The organism is Lactovum odontotermitis, assembly GCF_054658595.1.
This window is the reverse complement of sequence record NZ_BAAGGQ010000005.1, coordinates 40299-61882: the sequence shown is the minus strand read 5'-3', so window position 1 is coordinate 61882 and position 21584 is coordinate 40299. Positions and strand designations below refer to the sequence as shown.

Genomic DNA, 21584 nt, shown 5'->3' with positions numbered 1-21584 from the left:
TGTCTAATTTGACTGGAATTTAACCGGTCTTAAACATGCTTGAAGACTTGTAAACATAGAATTCAATGAATTTTAAAGATTTTGGCCTTTCCGAGGGCCTTTTGAACACGCTGTCTGAAATCGGCTACGAAACGCCGACACCTATCCAGGAACAGACAATTCCGCTGGTTATGGCTGGCCACGACATCATCGGACAAGCCCAGACCGGTACCGGTAAGACAGCCGCATTCGGACTGCCCACGATTGAGAAGATTGACGCTGAGGGCGGTTTGCAGGCACTGGTCATTGCACCGACACGTGAACTAGCCGTGCAGAATCAGGAAGAACTCTTCCGTTACGGCAAAGCAAAAAAGCTGAAAGTCCGTATCGTTTACGGCGGTTCATCCATTGAGCGTCAGATTCGCGATTTGAAAGCCGGCGCACAAATTGTGGTGGGAACACCAGGCCGCCTGGTAGACTTGATTAAGCGCAAAGCCCTGAAGCTTGACGGCGTACAGACACTGATTCTCGACGAAGCCGATGAGATGCTGAACATGGGCTTCCTGGAAGACATCGAGTTCATCATCCAGAAAACACCTGCCGAGTCACGCCAGACCCTGCTCTTCTCAGCCACCATGCCGCCGGAAATCAAGAAAATCGGCGTGAAATTCATGCGCGAGCCGCAGCATATCAAGGTGAAGTCCTCTGAAATGACGGCAGACAAGATTGACCAGTACTTCATCAAGACAAAAGAGTTTGAGAAATTCGACATCCTCTGCCGCCTGATTGACGTGCAGAAGCCAGAGCTGGCCATCGTTTTCGGCCGTACCAAACGCCGTGTCGACCAGATCACACGCGGCCTGAAAATCCGCGGCTACCGTGCCGAAGGCATTCACGGCGACCTCGACCAGAACAAGCGGCTCTCCGTCCTGCGCGATTTCAAAGCCGGCCAGCTGGAAATCCTCGTGGCAACCGACGTCGCAGCCCGCGGCCTGGACATCTCAGGCGTGACACACGTCTACAACTACGACATTACACAAGACCAAGAGTCTTATGTGCATAGAATCGGCCGTACCGGCCGTGCCGGGAAATCAGGCGTCTCCATCACCTTTGTGACCTACAACGAAATGGGCTACCTGCGCGCGATTGAAAACCTGACCAAGCATGAGATGAAAGGCATGAAACCGCCGACAAAAGAAGAAGCCTACCAGGCCAGCCTAATCGACGCCAAAAATGCCGTGAAACGTGACTTGACAAACAGCGGCTTGCGCGAAAAATTACTCAAGTTTGACAAGGACGTCGATGCTCTTCTAGCAGAATTTGACGCGCGTGAGCTGATTGCCCTGCTGCTCCAGGACCGCGTGAAAGACCCAGATACAATGGAAAAAGTCGACATTGCACCTGAGAAACCATTGCCGGCCAACGGCGGAGACCGATTCCACACTTTCGGCAATAAAAACAACCGCGGAGGCGGACGCGGAAACGGCAACCGCCGCGACAACAACCGCTTCAGCAATCGGGACGGCCGCCGACACGGAGACCGTGACAATCGCCGTTCAGACAGCCGAGACGGGCGTCGCGGTCGTGATGACAAAGGCTACTCAGTCGAGCGCAAGCGTGACAACAATAAGCGCGATTTCGGCAAGGGTAAAACGCCTCGCATCAAGCAGCCGAACGGCAAGCAGGGATTTGTCATGCGGACACGCGATAATTGACAAGATGTGAAGCACGCCCGTTTTGAAGCGTAGAAATTTAGGAAAATTGGGTTCTGCCCGCAGGGCAGGTTCCAATTTTATCTAATTTCCTAGCTTCAGGCGTGCTGCGACTCGACTAGGCGCTTCAGCGCCGTAGCGAGAGTCGACAACAGCGTCCATAGGACGCAGACAATTTCAGAAGCTTTAGGCTTCTAGAAATTGCCAGAGCTTTAGCGCTGTGTGAACTCAGTTAAAATACATAAAAAAATGAGTTCAGTTGATGAACTCATTTTCTTGTGCGGAATGATACCCCGCCACCCAGCCGGTAACAAAGGCGCAGGTGACATTATAACCGCCGGTGTAGCCGTTGATGTCGAGCAGCTCACCCGTCAGATAAAGTCCGTGCGTCAGTTTGCTTTCCAGAGTTTTCGGATTGACCTCGCGCAAATTCACGCCGCCGCCAGTGACGAAAGATTTTTCGATTGGAAAAGTTTTGTCAATTCGTATGGACAGCGACTTTGCCAGCTTCGCAAAATCTTCAGCCTGCCGCGGGTTCAGTTGCTTGCCTGGCATATCTGGCGTCAGGGCGGATTTGCTGAACAGAAAGACCAGCAGCCGCTCAGGAATTAAGGGAGAGAGCGTATTGACCAGATTCTTTTCAGAGTTTTTGGACAACGATAAGATTTTTTGTGCAAGTTCAGCAGTGCGACTCTCCGGGAAAATATCAAGCTGAACCGTGACGTTTTCTGCGCCTTTCAATAATTCTTTGTTGATAAAACTCGAACAGCGCAGCGCGGCAGGCCCTGACAGCCCAAAATGCGTGAAAATCAAGTCATGCTGGTGTGAAACGAGCACCTTGTTTTTGGAATTCAGAACAGATAATTGGATGTTTTTCAAGGAAATACCCTGTAAACTCTTGTCTGCGATGAATTTCTCGGAAGAAATCAGAGCAGATTCTGTTGCATAAAGCGGCGTAATGCTGTGACCGGCCGATTCTGCCAGCTTATAGCCGTCACCGGTCGAGCCAGTCCCAGGGTAGGCACGTCCGCCAGTTGACAGAATTACTTTTTCTGCTGAAAAATGGCCAGCAGTAGTTTCTAGGCCCGCGATTTGCGCATTTTCGATACAGAGCTGCGTCACTGCCTGCTCAGGGAAAAATTTAACCCCTGCAGCTGTCAAACGCTCAAAGAGCGCATCTACTATGGTGCGGGCCCTATTGCTTACAGGAAACATTCTTCCGTGGTCTTCCTCTTTGAGCGCAACGCCATTTTTCCTGAAGAATTCCATGATGTCATGATTGTCAAACTGAGCAAATGCTGAGTGGAGAAAACGTCCATTTCCTGGAACATTGTCCAAAATATCCTCAATTGTCCCGCTGTTGGTCACGTTGCAGCGACCGCCGCCGGTTAACAGGAGCTTACGCCCAACCTGCCGGTTTTTGTCAATCAAGGCAACATTGGCACCAGACTCGGCCGCCGAAATCGCCGCCATCATGCCGCTTGGTCCTGCGCCAACTACAATTACATCAAAATTATTCATATTGAACTATTTTACACTAATTTTTCAGAAATCAGTCCAGCGAAAAGTTCGGAAATCTGTTAAAATAGAGTCATGCAAAAAACATTTAAATCTGGCTTTGTGGCCATTATCGGCCGGCCGAACGTCGGGAAATCGACTTTTCTGAATCAGATAATGGGTCAGAAAATCGCCATCATGAGCGACAAACCGCAGACAACGCGCAATAAAATCATGGGAATCTATACCACGGATTCTGAACAGGTTGTCTTCATTGACACGCCGGGAATTCACAAGCCGCACAATGCGCTGGGCGATTTCATGGTGCAGTCGGCTTATTCAACGCTGCGCGAGTGTGACGTGGTGCTCTTCATGGTGGCGGCGGACGAGCCTCGCTCAACCGGCGAAAACATGATTATCGAGCGTCTGAAAAAGGCAGAAGTGCCTGTGATTCTGGTGCTGAACAAAATTGACAAAGTCCATCCGAATGACCTTTATGCCACTGTCGAGGACTATACCAGTCAGATGCATTTTGCCGAAGTCGTGCCGATTTCCGCGCTTCAAGGGAATAATACCGATACGCTGCTCCAGACCATCAGCGACAAGCTGGTTGAAGGGCCGCAGTATTTCCCGGAAGACCAGATTACCGACCATCCCGAGCGTTTTCTGGTCAGCGAAATGATTCGCGAGAAAATTCTCATGCTGACACGCGAAGAAGTACCGCACAGCATCGCCGTAGTGACGGAGTCAATGAAGCGTGACGAGTTCGACAAGGTGCATATCCATGCCACGATTTTTGTCGAGCGTAAGTCGCAAAAGGGCATTATTCTGGGCAAGGGCGGCGCAATGATTAAGAAAATCGGCTCATTGGCCCGCCGCGACATTGAACTGATGCTGGGCGACAAGGTTTATCTGGAAACATGGGTGAAGGTAAAGGAAGACTGGCGTGACAAGAAGATTGATTTGGCTGATTTCGGTTATGTGAAAGAAGACGAATAACAGTGAAACGTCCGAAAAATCAAGAAAATATCAAAAACTTGAAACATTTTGCAAAATAAAACGTATGTATTAGTAAGCGAGTAAATAATAGCAGAAAAATATAACAAAAAGTTATAAAACATAACCAAAAGTTATATTTTATGTTATAATAAGCAAGCGGATAAAATAATAGAATTACAGTTGAGGGCCATTAGCGGGGAAAACCTGCAGGCGTGCGCTCTCTGCTGAAGGAGAAAAAATTGGCAGCAAAAGCAAAGAAAGATTTGAGCGAAATTTCAAAAAAATTCGGTGACGATAGAGAAAAAGCGCTGAATAAAGCACTTGAGACAATTGAAAAAGACTTCGGCAAGGGCGCATTGATGCGTCTGGGCGAGTCGGCGAATCAGAAAGTTCAGGTTATGAGCTCGGGCTCGCTCGCTTTGGACATTGCGCTAGGCGCAGGCGGTTACCCTAAGGGGCGTATCATTGAGATTTTCGGCCCTGAAAGTTCTGGTAAAACGACAGTTGCACTGCACGCTGTGGCACAGGCGCAGAAAGAGGGCGGAATCGCTGCTTTCATTGACGCAGAGCATGCGCTGGACCCAGTCTATGCGCAGGCGCTGGGCGTGGATATCGACCAGCTGCTCTTGTCACAGCCCGATTCAGGCGAGCAGGGTCTTCAAATCGCTGAGAAGCTGATTGAATCCGGTGCGATAGACCTTGTGGTCATTGACTCGGTTGCGGCTCTGGTTCCGCGTGCGGAAATTGACGGCGAAATCGGCGATTCAACAGTCGGACTGCAGGCCCGCATGATGAGCCAGGCTATGCGTAAGCTGGCCTCTGTCATCAACAAAACAAAGACAATTGCCATTTTTATTAACCAGCTGCGTGAAAAAGTCGGCGTCATGTTCGGCTCACCGGAAACTACGCCTGGCGGACGCGCTTTGAAGTTCTATGCATCCGTTCGTCTGGATGTTCGCGGCTCGAAACGCGTAGAGGTCGGAACCGGCGACAACAAAGAGGCAATCGGTAAAGAGACAAAGATTAAAGTCGTGAAAAATAAGGTCGCACCGCCTTTCAAGGTTGCGAATGTAGAAATCATGTACGGCGAAGGAATTTCCCGTGAAGGTGAACTGCTGACGATTGCGACAGATTTGGATATTATCCACAAGTCAGGCGCCTGGTTTGCCTACAAGGATGAGAAAATTGCGCAGGGTGCTGAGAAGGCAAGAAAATATCTGAAGGAAAATCCGGAAGTCTTTGCAGAAATTGACAAAGCCGTGCGTGAGCATTACGACCTGCCGACTGCCGAAGCAGCAGCTGAGCAGAGAGCCGCGGCCGAGACAGCTGCAGCGGCAGCTTCGGCTTCAGGAAAGAAAACTGGCAAAAAAGCAGCCAAAAAACCTGCTAAGAAGACAGAAAAAGATGAGGAAGCAGAAGAGCCTGAAGAAATAGAACTTGTCGAAGAACAGGAAGAAATAGAGCTTGAACCATTGGAGATTGAAGACTAAAGAGTATCTTAAAAATCAGATTTTGTAATTTTTGCAAAATTTCTTAAACCAGTTGTCGGTTCTTTTCGTCTTGCTTATTCACAAGCTGAAGAAGTCAGACGTATGCGTCTTTATAAATGCAAAAAATAAGTATTACAAAACTCATTTTTTGCATTTTCTGCAAACAGGAGTAAAATACGCTTCATATAGCCTGTACGTAGCTCTCTGTACCTGTCATGACCTCTAGTTGTCTTTTGCTTACCTTTTTGAGAGTGAAATAGTAGCCTCAGAGTTTTCATCATTCATCAGGACACATAGCGGTTTATGGACGTTGCGTCTAATTATTAGATTCTAATATCTGACCCAACGAAGAGATTTAGGACACAAGACCTGAGTTTTTGATTCTCAAAAATTTATTAGAGCTAAAAAACAGTTTTTACTGCCGCAAAGAATAACTTGTTGGAATCATCTTTACAATTCGAGCTGAGCATTAGCAGAAACACGTTCAAAGGAAACGTTTTCTTTCAAAAAAGTATAAAAATTTTCTGGAAAACTCGTTATTTCGCAAAAAAATGTGTTACAATAACAACATAAAATCTCAGGAAGTGGTCAATGATTGAAATTTACACAGCACCAAGTTGTACATCTTGTAAAAAAGCGAAAAGCTGGTTAGCCAGGCATCATATTGCATTTGAAGAGCGGAATATTATCGCCGAGCCTCTGTCAAGAGAAGAGGTGAAACGTATTCTGATGAGATGCGATGACGGCTTGGAGGGACTGATTTCCACCCGCAGCCGCGTTGTAAAAACTTTGGGCGTAGAACTTGAAGACATTCCTTTGTCACGGGCAATTAAAATTATTTCAGAGAATCCGCAAGTTTTGCGTCGTCCCATTATCATGGACGAGAAACGATTGCATGTGGGCTATAACGAGGAAGAAATTCGAACTTTTCTGCCGCGTGCTGTGCGGGTCTTGGAAAATGCAAGCGTTCGGATGCAGAATGTGATTTAAAGCGCCAACAGCGCTTTTTTGGTACAATGAACACATGTTAGAAATATTTGATAGCCACACACACTTGAACTCGGACGAATTCCTCGGCCGTGAAGCCGAAGTCATCGAAGCGGCGTTCGAATTAGGCGTGACCAAGATGAACATTGTCGGCTGTGATATGAAGACCAGCAAGTGGGCACTAGATTTGGCAGAAGGCTACGAACAGTGCTATGCGACAATCGGCTGGCATCCGGATGAATGCGCAGAATTTGACAGCGAGACAGAAGAGTTCCTTTTGTCCGAATTGCAGCGGCCGAAGGTTTTGGCAGTCGGCGAAATCGGCCTGGACTATCACTGGATGGTGTCGCCGAAATGGCTGCAGGAAGACGTTTTCCGCAAGCAGATTCGTCTGGCCAAGCACATGGACAAGCCTTTCATGGTGCACACACGCGACGCGCTGGAAGACACCTATGACATCATTCGCGAGGAGGGCGTCAGCAAGGCTGGCGCCATCATGCACAGCTTCTCAGGTAGCTACGAAGACGCTGCGCGTTTTGCCGAGCTGGGCATGATGATTTCCTTCAGCGGCGTGGTTACCTTCAAAAAAGCGACTGACGTGCAGGAAGCCGCCGCAAAACTCCCGCTGGACAGAATCTTGGTTGAGACAGACGCACCCTATCTGGCGCCGGTTCCGTTTCGGGGGAAGGAAAATCAACCCGGATATACCCGCTACACACTCGAAAAAATAGCAGAACTGCGCGGTATCACTGCTGAAGCTGCAGCTGACGCGACATATCAGAATGCCATGAGGATTTTTAAACTTGACTGACAGAATAAGAATAGACAGAATCGTCGTTGTCGAAGGTCGTGACGACACGGCGAATCTCAAGCGTTTTTTTGACCTGGAGACCTATGAAACAGGCGGCTCCGCCATTGATACGGAGGATATCGAGCGACTGAAGCTCCTGCAAGCCTCGCGCGGCCTGATTGTCTTCACAGACCCGGATTTTCAGGGCGAGCGCATCCGCAAAATTATCATGACCGCTATTCCAGAGGCCTCCCACGCTTTCCTCAAGCGTGACGAAGCAGCCCCCAGAGGAAAAGGCTCGCTGGGCATTGAACATGCGAGTTTTGAAAGCCTGCAGACCGCACTGTCAGACCTGATGGGCGGCGGCAAAGCAAGCAGGAGCGACGTGACACAATCAGACCTGATGAAACTCGGCCTAATCATGGGCACAGAAAGCCGCAGACGCCGCGAATACCTGGGGGAACAGCTTAGAATCGGCTATGCCAACGGAAAACAATTGCTCGCGCGCCTGCATATGTTTTCAATCAAACGTGATCAAGTTGCCGCAATTATGAAAGATTACCAAAAGAAAAAATGACTACAGAAATAGACCGCATTGCCAATATTATCCGCACCCAGGACATCCTGCGCCGCCATGACTTTTTCATCAAGAAAAAGTTCGGACAAAATTTCCTGACAGACGGCAACATCTTGTCCAAAATTGTCCAGACAGCCGAAATCAATAAAGAGACGAACGTCATCGAAATCGGCCCCGGCATTGGCGCGCTCACCCAGTATCTGCTGGAAGACGCGGCCGAGGTGATGGCCTTCGAAATTGACGATTCCCTGATTCCCATTCTGCAGGAGACGCTGGCTAGCTACGACAATCTGCAGCTGGTCAACGCCGACGTACTCAAAATCGACATGAACGACTATACGGCCAAATTTTCCAATCCTGACCTGCCGGTTAAAGTCGTGGCCAACCTGCCCTATTACATCACCACACCGATTCTCATGCACCTCATCAAGTCGAAAATCCCCTTCGAGCGCTTTGTCGTGATGATGCAGAAAGAAGTCGCCGACCGAATTGCCGCGCAGCCCGGCACCAAAGCCTATGGCTCCCTGTCAATTGCCGTCCAGCTCTACATGGAAGCCCAGCTTGCCTTTGACGTTTCCCGCAATGTCTTTGTTCCCGCGCCGAATGTAGATTCAGCGATTCTAAAGATGATTCGCCGTCCGCAGCCGCTGATTGAACTCAAAGACGAAGGTTTCTTCTTCAAAGTGGTAAAAATCGCCTTTGCCCATCGCCGCAAAACCCTGATGAATAACCTGATGCAAGGCTTCGGCAAGGACAAAAAAGAGCAGATTGAAAAACTGCTGAATCAAACTGAAATTTCGCCGACTGTGAGAGCTGAAGCCCTGTCAATCGCTGATTTCGGCGTGCTGTCAGACGCACTTTTACCGCTGAAATAATTATGAGCAAACTTGAAAAAATTCCAGTCATTCAAAAATGACCCGCAGAATGAGACTTTCACCCTCGCCGAGAAATAACATCTAGCTGGCCGAAAACCAGTGGCTTGAACAAGATATCCTGCCCGATTTACAGGAAATCGTGAAGAACATACTCAACCGATGATTCAGTCAGGAAATTTTCAGAAAATTGCGTTATAATATAAGCATTACAAAGTTAAGGAGAAGAATAGACAAACTCAGATTAATTGTCCAATATCTATTCGAATAAAAAAATGGCAAAACTATCCGACGATTTTACACAACAGCTCTATAGCGACTTTGCGGCCAATCCAAAATACCGTGCCGTCGAGAATGCTGCGACCAAAAACGGCCTGCTCAATGCGCTCGAGCGCCGTTCATCGCACGCGGCCAACATTCCAGAATTTTCCATTGACCTGACCAAGGACCCAGTCACCAACCAGAAACAATCCGGCCGCTGCTGGATGTTCGCGGCGCTCAACACCATGCGCCACAAAATGATTGCCAACTACAAACTGGAAGATTTCGAGCTTTCACAAGCTTACACATTCTTCTGGGACAAGTACGAGAAGTCCAACTGGTTCTTCGAAATGCTGATTTCAAATCCGGACATGGACGACCGCAAGCTCAAGTTCCTTTTGGCCACGCCGCAAGGCGACGGCGGACAATGGGACATGATTGTCGCCCTCTTTCAGAAATACGGTGCCGTGCCGAAAGCTGCCTATCCTGAATCTGCGGCTTCTTCAAACTCACGCGAACTCGACCAGTACTTAGACAAACTTCTTCGTCAGGGTGCTGAAAAGCTTCGCCTAGCCATGAAAAAATCCGAGGACGTCGAAACGCTGCGTAAAAAACTGCTTCAAGAAATTTTCAACTTCCTTGCAGCAACACTCGGCTTACCACCGCAGCAATTTGAATTTGCCTTCCGCGACAAAAAAGGTGAAAATTTCACGACATTCAGCGGCAGCCCTAAAGAGTTCTACGAGCAGTTCGTAAACGTAGACCTGGACCAGTACGTTTCAATTATCAACGCGCCTACGGCGGACAAACCATACAACAAGTCCTACACTGTCGAATTTCTCGGCAACGTAGTAGGTGCCCGTCCCGTCAAACATCTGAACCTGGAAATGTCCCGCTTCAAAGAACTCGCCATCGCACAGATGCAGCAGGGCGAAACCGTCTGGTTCGGCTGTGACGTAGGCCAAGTATCAAACCGCAAAGACGGTCTCTTGACAATGGACGCCTACGATTTCGATTCCGCGCTTGACATCAAGTTCACTCAGGACAAAGCTGCGCGTCTTGACTATGCAGAATCACTCATGACGCACGCCATGGTCCTGACAGGCGTAGACATTGATGAAGCTTCCGGCAAGTCCAAAAAATGGAAAGTCGAGAATTCCTGGGGCGATGACGTGGGCAAAAAGGGCTACTTCGTGGCTTCAGACGCCTGGATGGACGAATTCACCTACCAGATTGTCGTGCGCAAAGAATTCCTGAGTGCAGAAGAGCTGGCCGCTTATGAGGCTGAGCCGAAAGTTCTGCTGCCTTGGGACCCGATGGGTGCTTTGGCATAAAAACAGATTACTAATAAAAAATGAAAAACTTAGCAGAGTAACTAAACTCTCTGTTAAGTTTTTTTGTACATTCGTGAAGAAATATAAGATATAAAATAAAAAATCAGCTAAACAAAATATGAGAAAATTAGCTATAAAAAGACAGCGTGTCTAAAAAAATAATTCGAAAATAATTACCTTGATTTGGAGAATACGATATTTTGCTGTGCTAAATTATATAAACATTTAATCTTCTTGCAATTTCATCTGGAATATATTACAATAATTTGTGTAAATGTGTTATTAAAAAGCATATGAAAAGGAATTATACCAATGAAAACAAAACAAACAAATTTTAGAGCTTGGAAATCAGGCAGGTCCTGGCTTTACTCAGCCTCTGTGTTAACCGTCCTTGCCGGGGGAGGGGCAGTAGTGTCAACATTAGCCGTGCCTTCAATTGTTGCTCAAGCAGATGTCGCCTCAGATGCAGTATCTGCGGCCTCTTCGGCCAATTCAGATGCAAGCGCCGCAAACGAAACAGCGAGTCAGATTTCTGGAGAGTCAAATGTAGCTTCGCAGTCGTCGCTCGTTTCGCAGCTTTCCAGTCAGGCATCAGATTTTGTATCAAGTGCTTCATCGTCCATCCCGACGATAAGTTCAGCCATTGCATCCGGCAGCGCCACAGCTTCAGGTACAGTGGACTCCTACAGCAGCGCTGTTGACTCATATAGCTCAGCAATGAGCTCCTATCTGAGCTCAGCAAGCGATACAGTTGCCGAAAACACAAAAAACAGTGGAATCCTTATTGCCTCACAAGCTGCTTCAGAAGCCTATAACTCATATTCAAATGCTGTTGCAAGCATGAATTCAGCTGAGGAGAACCTCTCCAGCGCAGTTTCAAACGCTCAAAGTTTAGTAGACAAGATGAACAGCGGCGTCCTGACAGCAGCCGAAACAGCTTCTTTAAGTGCAATTTCTCAGTCTTATGCGCAATACGTCTCTGATTTACAGTCATCAATGGCAGCAGTTTCAGCGTCTGAGAGCTCTTACTTTGAGGCAGTCTCAAGCTTGCAGGCGCTTGATTCAAGTGCTTCAATCACGGGAGAGTATTTAGTTGTTGACTCTGCAACAGGAAGCTCTCTCGCCAGTGCTTCCGATGAAGCTTCAGCTTATTTAGATTCATTAGATGTAATGTCAACAGGTTCTCTGATTGCACTAGCGGCAGATTACGCAGCCGCCTCCTCTGCTCAATCGTCCACGGCCAGCTTAGCTGCATCTTTTGGCTCCGTAGCGAATTCAACCGCCTTAAGTATGAATGACCAGCAGAATGGCGCGCTTTCCATGGCTTCATCATACTACACAGCTGGAAACTATGGAAGTGCTGCTGAGTTGATGAATTCGTATTATTCAATGGCTCAAGCTGCTCCATCTGTTTTTGACTCTCTCGCGACATCTTTTGCTTCGTTACAGAACTCACTCTCGGTCGCGATTGAAAGTTATAATACTTTGGGTAGTACTTTTAATGCAGCCGCAAGTCAGGCAGCTTCAGATGGTTTTATTAGTTCTTATACACCGATGATTTTGATTGCTTCGACTGCTGCTGGACAACTGAATGAAGCTCTTGCCACTGATAATCCTAATTATCAAATTCTTTTAATTGATGTCCAGCTTGCTCGGTGGACGGGATTTTATATGGATGGTACATCGGAAGTAGAAGGAATTGTTAATAGCATTTTTCAAGAGTTTTTCACTGAAAACAACACTAAAAATACTAAGCAATGGTCAGAAACGTTGAAAGGGACTGCAGGCCAATGGGATGCATCTAGTTTTAACCCCTTTAATATGCCGGACTTTACACAGGCGCAAGTGGTCACTGGAAATGAAGTGGTAACGCTTTCTACATGGGGAGGGCAGGTCACTGTGACTGCTGACTTCCCAACAGGTGAATACGTCAAGGTAAACCCAATCCTATCAAGCGTAAGCATGGTATCGCTTGACACACCGCCAACAGCACCGACAATTGCCGTGACCCCTGTTGCAGCAGTCGCCAATGAGCCGTCAATTGATATAGAAAAATCCTCGAAACCTATTGGAGAACCGGGCGATGGAAATCACGGCGATACTGATAATAATATCGGTACAGGCGATGCGGATACAACAAGCACGTCTGAAGACCTTTCTGCCGGCAAAACAATTTATTTCCGGGTGACAAATAATGGCTCGCAAGCATTAGCCAATATTAAAGTTTCTGACAGCCAACTCATGGGCTCTAAAATGGTCACAGGAATCACTTGGACCTTTAATGGCGCGGCTTTAACAATTGGCGAAGACGGCTTCTTCTATCTGGATGGTGTACTGCTGGTATTACAGCCGGGTGAAGCTGTATACGGCCAAGGCCAGATTGATGCAGCTCCAGCCGGAGAAACTGAAGGAGACGAGGCTGCTGTCACAGCAAATCCTGTTAATCCTGATGGCACTATTGATACTTCAAAAACTGTTGGTGATGAAGATAAGTGGTACGGCAAGACAAACTCAGAGTCGCCGGCAAATGGCCCTGTCGCGCCAGATTCTCCAAGCGCACCAAATACACCAGCTCAAACGCCTGTCTCATATTCTCCAGCAGTGAAAACAGCTCCAGAAAATCCAGTATCTGGTCATTCAGAAAAGCAGCTCCCTGAAACAGGAGAAGGCACAAATAAGACAATGTTGCTTGCCGGATTTATAACTCTAGGTACAGCAATGGTTCTGGCCTATGGCGGTTCAGAGCGCAAGAAACATCTGATGAAGCTTGTATTGAATGCGAAACATCATCAGCTCTAATTCAGCTCGAAAAAATCTCAGATAGACTTATCTGGGATTTTTTAAGCCGAAAAAGAGAGTAAATCGTGAAGTCTGGGGCAAACTTTGCTATAATAAGTTATGTCAAAAAATGAAAATTCTGATGTGATTTATGGCCTGCACGCCGTTGTTGAAGCCCTTGAGGCTGGAAAAGTAAATAAACTCTTTGTCCAGGAGGATTTGCGCGGCAAAAATGTAGATAAAATCAAAGCCTTGGCTCGCAGCAAGTCTGTCAAAATTGACTGGCTCGCAAAAAACCAACTGTCAAAAATGACGGAAAATGGAGTTCACCAAGGATTTGCGGCCTTTGTGTCAGAATTTGTTTATGCAGAACTTGCAGAAATTCTGGCAGATTTATCAGACAGAAAATCGGCCGTAATCCTGATTTTAGACGAGTTGACTGACCCGCATAACCTAGGCTCAATTGCCCGAACTGCGGATGCCTCTGGAGTAGACGCAATCATTATTCCTAAACATCGTTCGGTCGGAATTACACCAACGGCAGTTAAAGCTTCAACGGGCGCTCTGCAGCATGTGCCGGTTGTTCGTGTGACAAATCTGTCACAGACTTTGGAGAAGCTTAAAGAAGCAGGTTTCTGGATATTTGGAACGGATGTGAATGGCACAGATTACCGCTCCTGGAACACTTCTGGGAAAATTGCCTTAATCATTGGCTCAGAGGGCTCAGGAATTTCTGCCGGATTGAAAAAACAGGCAGACGAGATGATAACCATTCCCATGACGGGGCATGTGCAAAGTCTTAATGCTAGTGTGGCGGCAGCCATTCTGATGTATGAAATCTACAGAAAAACTGCAAATTGATTTAGAAATTGGGGGTGAAATTATGAATTTTCAGTTAATGACGGATGCAACGGCGGATTTACCAGTTGAAATCATCCAAAAAGACCAGCTTGTCGAGTTTGATATGAGTATTGTCATCGGCGAGAAAACTTTCACAACTGTGGGAGAAAGCCGGATTACTTCTGACCAGCTGCTGGCCGAAATGGTGAAGGGAGCGCGTGCCGTTACCACTGCAGTCGGGATAGGTGAGGCCGAAGAGAAGTTCCTGGAGTACGCCAAAAAAGGTATTGAAGTACTTTATTTGACCTTCTCATCTGGCCTTTCTGGCACTTTTCAATCAGCAACCATCGCACGCGAGTCGGTACTGGAATCATTTCCAGAAGCCAAAATCACTGTGATTGACAGTTTGGCGGCCGCTTCAGGCGAGGGCTATCTGCTGGAGGAAGTAGTGAAATGGCGTGATGAAGGAAAAACTGTGGAAGAAATTGTGGAACTGTTGAAAACTCTTATTCCACGTGTCAGAAGCTGGTTCATGGTTGACGACCTTCATTTCCTCGCGCGCGGCGGACGAATTCCTAAGGCGGCGGCCGTGTTCGGTACGATGGCAAACATTAAGCCGGTGCTGGACGTTGACCCTACGGGTCACCTGCGCTCTGTCTCAAAAGCCCGCGGAACGAAGAAGGCGCTGAGCACATTGATTGAAAACACACTTGACGGTATTGACAACGAAAATTATCCGCGCATCATTGTTTCTTACTCTGGTTCATCAGATTTGGCTGAAACAGCTAAAGAAGAATTTCTCAAGGCGCTGCCGGAGATAACGGTTGACATCAGACCGCTCGGACCCGTCATCAGTGCACATACAGGTCCTGGGACGATTGCAATCTTCTCAGTTTCTAAGACAGAGCGTCAATAATTTCCACAAAATCCACAATTAAGTTTTCCACATGTTGAAAAAATAGAGTGAAAAATTAGCACAAAAACTTGCTTTTTGCATTTTTTCTGGTAAAATACATTATGAGTATATTTTATTTTGGAACTTTGTGCAGAGTTTTAAAGTTTCAAAACAAGGGAAGGAGCCATTTTTATGGCAAAAAATGGTCTTTATACAGGAATAGACATAGGTACCAACACAATCAAAGTATTGGTGGCCGAGTATGTTTCGGGCGAAATGAATATCATTGGAAATGGTAATGCCAAATCAGATGGCCTAAGTAAAGGGATCATTGTTGACATTGAAAAGACAGCCATGTCAATCCGTAAAGCAGTGAATGCCGCTCAGGAAAAGGCAGGAATCGTCATTGATACTGTCAACGTAGCGATTCCTGCTAATCAGCTGCAGATTGAGCCTTGCCAGGGAATGTTTCAAATTTCCGGCGGCAGCAAAGAAATCATGGATAATGATGTGGTTGAAGTGGTGCAGAATGCGCTGGTGCGCGGACTTGTGCCGGAACGTGAAATCATTGCGGTTGAGCCGAAAGAGTTTGTCGTTGACGGCTTTTCAGAGATTTCTGACCCTCGCGGCATGCTGGGCGTGCGTCTTGAAATGAAAGGACTGCTATACACAGGCCCTAAAACGCTGATTCATAACATTATTTCCTCTGTTGAGCGTGCCGGTTTTTCAGTCGGCAATATTGTGGTTTCGCCATTGGCATTGTCCAAGCGCGTGCTGACGGACCAGGAGCGTGAATTTGGTACGGTCATGATTGACCTTGGCGCTGGCCAGACAACCGTGGCAGCAGTCAGAGACAATACACTGAGTTATGTCAACTGGCGGCCGGAAGGCGGCGATTACGTCACAAAAGATATTTCCGATGTTCTGAATACATCTGTTAAATCTGCCGAAGATATAAAATTGAATTACGGCGAGGCTTCAACTGAACGTGCCAGCCAAGACGAATTCTTTCTGGTAGATATGGTCGGCCGTCCAGAGCCTGAACAGGTCAGTGAATATTACTTGTCACAAATCATTGAGGCTCGCGTGGCGCAGATTTTCGAAAAAATCCGTCAGGATTTGGAAATGAACCGTGTGGATGATTTTCCTGGTGGTGTAGTTTTATTTGGCGGTGCAGCAGCAATGCCGGGCATTATGGATGTGGCGCAACGTGTTTTTGAACAACCTGTCCGACTTTATGTGCCGACAGAAGTAGGACTTCGTAATCCTGCCTATGCGCAAGTGATTTCAATTGTAAGTTATGTGAGCGGCCGAAGTGACATTGAGATTTTAGTCACTCGTGCGGTGATGGGAGATGTGCCTGCGCCAGCTCCGGTTTATGAGACGCCGATTGTGCAGCCTCAGATTCCTGTAGCGCCGGTTGCCCCTGCCCCTGCTCAAACAGACTATTACGAAGAGCCGGAGCCGGTTATTCCGAGTCCAAGACAGACTCAGGAACCAGAAGAAGATAAGGAAGGACTTGTTGATCGCGTACGTGGGTTCCTCACGAATATGTTTGACTAACAGGAAATAAGCTTAGATTCATTTCTAAGCTATTGTGGATTATTTGATGCTGTTCATTACTAAAGTGAATGCTCAAAAGTGATTTACATGATTTAAAGCAAATGTTCTGCAGTTAGTCAACTTGCAGTAAACGCTATTCATTAAGGAGAAGAAATGGAATTTTCATTTGACACAGAAAGTACAACCGGCGCGGTTATAAAAGTTATCGGTGTCGGCGGCGGCGGCGGAAATGCCATCAACCGGATGGTTGAAGAAGGCGTCTCCGGCGTAGAATTTATTGCGGCCAACACAGATGTTCAAGCGCTTCGCTTGTCTAAGGCTGACCGAGTGATTCAGATTGGTCCGAAGCTTACCCGCGGATTGGGTGCTGGTGCCAAGCCCGAAGTCGGCCGTAAGGCGGCTGAAGAGTCTGTCGAGCAGATTACAGAAGCACTTCGCGGTGCAGATATGGTCTTCGTGACTTGCGGTATGGGCGGCGGTACTGGTACAGGTGCTGCACCGGTGATTGCAGGTGTGGCTCAGGAGCTTGGCGCTCTGACCGTCGCAGTTGTGACGCGTCCATTCGGATTTGAAGGCTCAAAACGTTCATATTTCGCCACTCAGGGAATTGAAGATTTGCGTGAAAACGTGGACACACTCCTGATTATTTCCAACAATAACCTGCTGGAAATCGTGGACAAGAAGACGCCTCTGGCAGAAGCTTTGCGCGAGGCAGATAATGTCCTTCGTCAAGGTGTACAAGGTATTTCAGACCTGATTACAAATCCGGGTATGATTAACCTTGACTTTGCAGATGTGAAGACTGTCATGGAAAAACGCGGCGATGCGCTGATGGGAATCGGCACGGCTGCCGGTGAAGATCGTGTGCTTGAAGCCACTCGTAAGGCAATTTATTCACCATTGCTTGAGACGACCATTGAAGGCGCTGAAAATGTGCTCTTGAACGTGACCGGCGGCATGGACATGACCTTGACAGAAGCACAAGATGCTTCAGAAATCGTGATTTCAGCAGCCGGCAACGATGTGAACATCCTGCTTGGTACATCAATTGATGAAACGCTGAAGGACGAAATCCGTGTTACTGTTGTGGCAACAGGCGTTTCGCGCGATGAAGTAGCACGCGTCTCCGGCATCAACAACACGGCCCGCAATAATCAGTTCGATTCCACAGTGCCTAATCGTCAGAGAACGACCGGCGGAAATGACTTCTCACAGCAAATCAATCAGCCAAGTGCATTCGGCGACTGGGACATGCGTCGTGAAACACCGCAAACACCATCGCGGCCAAATGTTACTTCAGTGCCTAATACTTCAATCAACACATTCGGCGGTTTCCCTAACTCCAATGATGATGATTTGGATACGCCGCCATTCCTGCGTAACCGCTAATGTCTCTGGAAAGTTCAATTGCGCGGGTTTTGGATTCTGTCCGTCAGGCGGGATCTGATGCAGGGCGTGCTGAAAACTCAGTGAAAGTGATTGCTGTGACTAAATACAGTGATTCAGCCGTGACGCGTGAATTTGCAGAGTCTGGTCTTCTGGATTTGGCGGAAAACCGGGCAGAATTATTGCTGCAGAAGCAAGCGGATTTATCAGATTTGACAAATATTCGCTGGCATTTGATTGGTAATCTGCAGCGGCGTAAGGTCAAAACGATTATTAATTCTATCGACACTTTTCATGCATTAGATTCTATCGCTCTCGCGCAGGAAATATCTAAGCGGGCTGTGCATCCAGTCAAGTGCCTGATTGAAGTCAATGTTTCCGGTGAGGAATCAAAGCATGGCTTTAAACCAGCTCAGCTTGAGGAAACTGCTCGTCAGCTGAATGAACTGCCGAATCTGATTATCATTGGTTTAATGACCATGGCGCCGATTGATGCAGATGATGAAGAGTTGTCCAGAATTTTCAGCAGTACTCGTGAGTTGAGAGATAGAATCAGCAGTCTGGCATTGCCGAATTGTCCGTGTACTGAGTTAAGTATGGGAATGTCGCGTGATTATAAGATTGCAGTCAAAGAGGGTGCCACGATGGTTCGCATCGGACACGATTTCTTAAAATAATCACAATGTTGAGAAAATCTGCTGATTTATGATATTATTATTTCTAGAACTAAAACCTGTCACATGATTATTTTTCTGCTAACGCAGCGGACGTGATGGTGAAGGAATAAAAGTTGAGCTTGTAAAAGCACTTACTTAAAAGAATTAGGTTTGCAGCGTAATTTTAAAACTGACGCACAAACATTATTTATCAAAGCCGAGCGCTTGTCGCGAACGCTATACAAAGGAGCAACAATGGGTTTACGAGATCAGTTTGATAAACTACGTAACTATTTTGTAGAAGACGAAGATGATTATGACTATGATGACGATGAAGCCGTCGTTGAGCAGCCGGTTCGCCCTGAACCAGAGCCTCAGCCGCAGTTCCAGTCTCGTCCTCAGCCGGTTCAGCAGCGTCCAGTGGCGCAGCAGCCGGTTCATTCGCAGGCTACCCAGCCGCGTCCGCGTCCTGTACAAAGTCAGCCGCAAACAACCGTGACTCCATCTGTATCGGCCGTGAGGCGAACTGTAGGAGGTAATTCTGGTATGGGAACTTCGGCTTATGTGAGCTCACCCTCGCAGTCAAATGTTTTAACGCGTGCAAATGCGGCTGTTGCAAACAGCACTTCACGCATCACCATGACATCGCCGCATGTTTATGCAGACATCATGGAAATGGGCAACCAGCTCAAGTCCGGTGTGACTCTGATTGTCAATTTCAAGAACATGGCTGACCAGCAGGCGCGCCGTTCGATTGACTTCCTGACAGGCGTGGCATACATCCTTGACGGCGATATTCAAAATATTGGCGGTCAGGCTTTTCTGGTAACGCCGACCGGTGTGAGCGTTGATGGTGCAAGAGAAAGCCTCTTAGCTTCCGGCGGTCAAGGTTTTGAGAACTTTGATTTAACTTCGAACTAATGATGATTTTATATTATATTATTTACGGTCTTTATCAGCTGATTAGCATCTACATGTGGATTTTGGTAATCTACGCAGTCATGTCATGGCTGCCTGGACTCTCACAAAGTCGCTTTGGATATTGGATAAATCGGATAGTGCGGCCTTATTTGAGCCTGTTTGATAAGATTCCGACACGTTTCGGAGTTTTTGATTTTCAGGTTCTTTTGGGACTTATTGTTCTTATGCTTGTACAGCGTTTATTAGTGCTGATTTTCTGACATGGCTGAGGAAATTTATCAGCATTATCAGCCGTCTGAGCGGGATTTTATTGATAAAGGGCTCGACTGGATTCGACAGGTTGCTGATAGGCAGACTTTCCGCTGCACTTATTTTTTGAATCCGCGCGAACGCGATATTTTAGCAGCTTTGGCCAATGCTGAAGAGTTACAGTTTTTCTCCCAGCCTACGGCAGCAGAGTCTCAGAAAGTGATTTTGGCACCGGATTATTATCAATTGGAGCAGAAAGATTTTGATTTAGCCTTAATTGAGATTCAATTTCCAAACAAGTTCGGTCAGATTTCCCATCGCCAGATTTTAGGCACACTGCTGGGCGAAACGGGTCTTAACCGCCGTGAAATCGGTGATATACTGGTTAGTAACGGCCGAGCTCAGTTTTATGCCAGCAGACATTTGACTGAGCATTTCATCGGCAGCATTCAAAAAATCGGCAATCTTGCAGTCAAGCTGAAAATAGTTCCATTGAGTGAAGCACTGACAGTTGAGAGCGGGTCTACAAACTCTGTTATCCTTGTCTCCAGTTTACGACTTGATAAAATAATCGCCGCGAGCCTTAATATTTCTCGCAATTTGGCCGCAAATATGGTACAATCAGGTCAGGTAAAGGTGAATTACAGCGAAATTATCAAGTCAGATTATTTACTGAGCGAAGACGACATGATTTCTATTCGCGGATATGGACGTGTCAAGCTCCTTCGCTTGCTTGGCGTTACCAAAAAAGATAAAATGAAGATTGAGATTTCAAGCATCCTCAGTCGGAAAGGCAGGTAAGTATGGCGCTGAATAGTTTAGACATTCAAAACAAAACTTTCACCACTAAGTTTCGTGGTTACGATAGGCTGGAAGTTGATGAATTTCTGGAAATTGTTATCCGCGATTACGATGAGATGACACAGAAAATCAAAGACAATGACCGTGAAATTAAGAGCATGAAGGAGCGTTTAAAAGACTTTGATAATATGAAAGAGTCTCTTAACCGTTCGATTTTGGTGGCGCAAGAAACGGCTGACAATGTTAAAGCCCAAGCTGAATCTGAGGCTGAGCGCATTAGTCGTAATGCTTCGCAGCGTGGCGACCAGATTCTTGAAGCAACGCATCGTGAGGCACGTCAAATCCTGCAGTCTACGTATGATGAGGCACGCCGCCTGGTCAATGAATCAGATGAGCTGAAGCGCGGTATGCGCAGCTATTATCAGCGTGTGACCATGCTGATTGAAGGTCAATTGGCAAATATCAAGTCAACTGACTGGGAAGAAACACTGAAGCCGTCGCCGATTTACGTTGGCGATACTGAGGAAAAGCTTCGCGATATCATTGAGCACACGAACCAGAACTTTTTTCCGATTAACGAAAAAGGTGAGGAAATCGTACGTGAGGGTGAAAAAGCTCCAGAAACATTGGAAAGCTTTGCCCAAGCTTTGAGTGCGCAGCCCGAGCAAACGATACAATCTGTACAACCTGCTCAACCTGCACAACCCATTCAATCGGTGCAACCTGCACAGCCCATACAGCCTGAGGTAAAATCAGGGAATCAGAAAGAAGAGTCTGATACTTCCATGAACCTCGGCAGTAATATCAACTTCAGTTACGACAAACACGATAATTAATCAGAACAAAGAATTCATCAACACTTAAAGAGAGCGGAGGCTGCTGTGAACTCCGCAGTCACTTGTAAAATTCTATCCTCTGATATGAACTCAGGCTGAAATCAGTAAGTCTGAGCGCTTGGCAGACGTTACCTGCTGTGAGATTTGGCAGTTTCTGCCAA

Annotated in this window: 19 protein-coding genes; 18 read left to right on the top strand and 1 reads right to left on the bottom strand. The window is 47.0% G+C overall.

The window, feature by feature from the left end; genetic code table 11:
• Nucleotides 1-65 precede the first annotated feature (65 nt).
• A complete protein-coding gene (locus ACYQ2E_RS04230) occupies nucleotides 66-1694 on the top strand; it encodes a DEAD/DEAH box helicase (RefSeq protein WP_460016821.1) in 1629 nt (542 codons plus the stop codon).
• Between the two features lie 252 nt (nucleotides 1695-1946).
• On the opposite strand, the gene ACYQ2E_RS04225 is transcribed toward ACYQ2E_RS04230, so the two are convergent.
• Complete coding sequence (locus tag ACYQ2E_RS04225; protein WP_460016820.1) at nucleotides 1947-3212, bottom strand: BaiN/RdsA family NAD(P)/FAD-dependent oxidoreductase; 1266 nt, start codon at nucleotides 3210-3212, stop codon at nucleotides 1947-1949.
• A 72-nt stretch (nucleotides 3213-3284) separates the two neighbouring features.
• Between ACYQ2E_RS04225 and era the strand changes: the two genes are divergently transcribed.
• From era to ACYQ2E_RS04140, 17 genes are all read left to right on the top strand, one after another.
• Nucleotides 3285-4187, top strand: coding sequence for a GTPase Era (era, locus tag ACYQ2E_RS04220; RefSeq protein ID WP_460016819.1), 903 nt, complete (start codon nucleotides 3285-3287; stop codon nucleotides 4185-4187).
• 239 nt (nucleotides 4188-4426) lie between these two features.
• Nucleotides 4427-5677, top strand: a complete 1251-nt coding sequence (recA, locus tag ACYQ2E_RS04215; protein WP_460016818.1) for a recombinase RecA — start codon at nucleotides 4427-4429, stop codon at nucleotides 5675-5677.
• Nucleotides 5678-6268: 591 nt separating this feature from the next.
• The gene (spx, locus tag ACYQ2E_RS04210) at nucleotides 6269-6667 is read left to right on the top strand and encodes a transcriptional regulator Spx (RefSeq protein ID WP_460016817.1); all 399 of its coding nucleotides are present in this window, start codon (nucleotides 6269-6271) and stop codon (nucleotides 6665-6667) included.
• 34 nt (nucleotides 6668-6701) lie between these two features.
• The gene (locus ACYQ2E_RS04205) at nucleotides 6702-7475 is read left to right on the top strand and encodes a TatD family hydrolase (RefSeq protein WP_460016816.1); all 774 of its coding nucleotides are present in this window, start codon (nucleotides 6702-6704) and stop codon (nucleotides 7473-7475) included.
• Entirely contained in the window at nucleotides 7468-8031 is a 564-nt protein-coding gene (rnmV, locus tag ACYQ2E_RS04200) for a ribonuclease M5 (protein ID WP_460016815.1), read from the top strand. The genes ACYQ2E_RS04205 and rnmV overlap by 8 nt, the downstream gene beginning before the upstream one ends.
• The gene (rsmA, locus tag ACYQ2E_RS04195; RefSeq protein ID WP_460016814.1) at nucleotides 8028-8906 is read left to right on the top strand and encodes a 16S rRNA (adenine(1518)-N(6)/adenine(1519)-N(6))-dimethyltransferase RsmA; all 879 of its coding nucleotides are present in this window, start codon (nucleotides 8028-8030) and stop codon (nucleotides 8904-8906) included. Before rnmV ends, rsmA begins: the two co-directional genes overlap by 4 nt.
• A gap of 272 nt (nucleotides 8907-9178) precedes the next feature.
• A complete protein-coding gene (pepC, locus tag ACYQ2E_RS04190; RefSeq protein WP_460016813.1) occupies nucleotides 9179-10498 on the top strand; it encodes an aminopeptidase C in 1320 nt (439 codons plus the stop codon).
• Nucleotides 10499-10909: 411 nt separating this feature from the next.
• The gene (locus ACYQ2E_RS04185; protein ID WP_460016812.1) at nucleotides 10910-13297 is read left to right on the top strand and encodes an LPXTG cell wall anchor domain-containing protein; all 2388 of its coding nucleotides are present in this window, start codon (nucleotides 10910-10912) and stop codon (nucleotides 13295-13297) included.
• 99 nt (nucleotides 13298-13396) lie between these two features.
• Nucleotides 13397-14137, top strand: a complete 741-nt coding sequence (rlmB, locus tag ACYQ2E_RS04180; protein WP_460016811.1) for a 23S rRNA (guanosine(2251)-2'-O)-methyltransferase RlmB — start codon at nucleotides 13397-13399, stop codon at nucleotides 14135-14137.
• 22 nt (nucleotides 14138-14159) lie between these two features.
• Entirely contained in the window at nucleotides 14160-15032 is an 873-nt protein-coding gene (locus ACYQ2E_RS04175; RefSeq protein WP_460016810.1) for a DegV family protein, read from the top strand.
• 171 nt (nucleotides 15033-15203) lie between these two features.
• Nucleotides 15204-16574, top strand: coding sequence for a cell division protein FtsA (gene ftsA, locus ACYQ2E_RS04170; protein WP_460016809.1), 1371 nt, complete (start codon nucleotides 15204-15206; stop codon nucleotides 16572-16574).
• Nucleotides 16575-16727: 153 nt separating this feature from the next.
• Entirely contained in the window at nucleotides 16728-17963 is a 1236-nt protein-coding gene (gene ftsZ / locus ACYQ2E_RS04165; protein WP_460016808.1) for a cell division protein FtsZ, read from the top strand.
• Nucleotides 17963-18637, top strand: coding sequence for a YggS family pyridoxal phosphate-dependent enzyme (locus ACYQ2E_RS04160; protein WP_460016807.1), 675 nt, complete (start codon nucleotides 17963-17965; stop codon nucleotides 18635-18637). Before ftsZ ends, ACYQ2E_RS04160 begins: the two co-directional genes overlap by 1 nt.
• 234 nt (nucleotides 18638-18871) lie before the next feature.
• The gene (locus tag ACYQ2E_RS04155; protein ID WP_460016806.1) at nucleotides 18872-19537 is read left to right on the top strand and encodes a cell division protein SepF; all 666 of its coding nucleotides are present in this window, start codon (nucleotides 18872-18874) and stop codon (nucleotides 19535-19537) included.
• Complete coding sequence (locus tag ACYQ2E_RS04150; RefSeq protein ID WP_460016805.1) at nucleotides 19537-19797, top strand: YggT family protein; 261 nt, start codon at nucleotides 19537-19539, stop codon at nucleotides 19795-19797. The genes ACYQ2E_RS04155 and ACYQ2E_RS04150 overlap by 1 nt, the downstream gene beginning before the upstream one ends.
• A gap of 1 nt (nucleotide 19798) precedes the next feature.
• Nucleotides 19799-20587: a YlmH family RNA-binding protein gene (locus tag ACYQ2E_RS04145; RefSeq protein WP_460016804.1), complete on the top strand. Its 789-nt coding sequence runs from the start codon at nucleotides 19799-19801 to the stop codon at nucleotides 20585-20587.
• Nucleotides 20588-20589: 2 nt separating this feature from the next.
• On the top strand, nucleotides 20590-21423 hold the full coding sequence (locus ACYQ2E_RS04140; RefSeq protein WP_460016803.1) for a DivIVA domain-containing protein: 834 nt from the start codon (nucleotides 20590-20592) through the stop codon (nucleotides 21421-21423).
• The last annotated feature ends 161 nt before the right edge of the window (nucleotides 21424-21584 follow it).

Coding starts and splice junctions, on each gene's coding strand:
- ACYQ2E_RS04145 (WP_460016804.1), top strand. CDS start 19,799: ATGGCTGAGGAAATTTATCAGCATTATCAGCCGTCTGAGCGGGATTTT.
- rsmA (WP_460016814.1), top strand. CDS start 8,028: ATGACTACAGAAATAGACCGCATTGCCAATATTATCCGCACCCAGGAC.
- pepC (WP_460016813.1), top strand. CDS start 9,179: ATGGCAAAACTATCCGACGATTTTACACAACAGCTCTATAGCGACTTT.
- ACYQ2E_RS04230 (WP_460016821.1), top strand. CDS start 66: ATGAATTTTAAAGATTTTGGCCTTTCCGAGGGCCTTTTGAACACGCTG.
- ftsZ (WP_460016808.1), top strand. CDS start 16,728: ATGGAATTTTCATTTGACACAGAAAGTACAACCGGCGCGGTTATAAAA.
- ACYQ2E_RS04160 (WP_460016807.1), top strand. CDS start 17,963: ATGTCTCTGGAAAGTTCAATTGCGCGGGTTTTGGATTCTGTCCGTCAG.
- ACYQ2E_RS04225 (WP_460016820.1), bottom strand. CDS start 3,212: ATGAATAATTTTGATGTAATTGTAGTTGGCGCAGGACCAAGCGGCATG.
- ACYQ2E_RS04150 (WP_460016805.1), top strand. CDS start 19,537: ATGATGATTTTATATTATATTATTTACGGTCTTTATCAGCTGATTAGC.
- rlmB (WP_460016811.1), top strand. CDS start 13,397: ATGTCAAAAAATGAAAATTCTGATGTGATTTATGGCCTGCACGCCGTT.
- era (WP_460016819.1), top strand. CDS start 3,285: ATGCAAAAAACATTTAAATCTGGCTTTGTGGCCATTATCGGCCGGCCG.
- ACYQ2E_RS04175 (WP_460016810.1), top strand. CDS start 14,160: ATGAATTTTCAGTTAATGACGGATGCAACGGCGGATTTACCAGTTGAA.
- spx (WP_460016817.1), top strand. CDS start 6,269: ATGATTGAAATTTACACAGCACCAAGTTGTACATCTTGTAAAAAAGCG.
- ACYQ2E_RS04140 (WP_460016803.1), top strand. CDS start 20,590: ATGGCGCTGAATAGTTTAGACATTCAAAACAAAACTTTCACCACTAAG.
- ACYQ2E_RS04155 (WP_460016806.1), top strand. CDS start 18,872: ATGGGTTTACGAGATCAGTTTGATAAACTACGTAACTATTTTGTAGAA.
- ACYQ2E_RS04205 (WP_460016816.1), top strand. CDS start 6,702: ATGTTAGAAATATTTGATAGCCACACACACTTGAACTCGGACGAATTC.
- ftsA (WP_460016809.1), top strand. CDS start 15,204: ATGGCAAAAAATGGTCTTTATACAGGAATAGACATAGGTACCAACACA.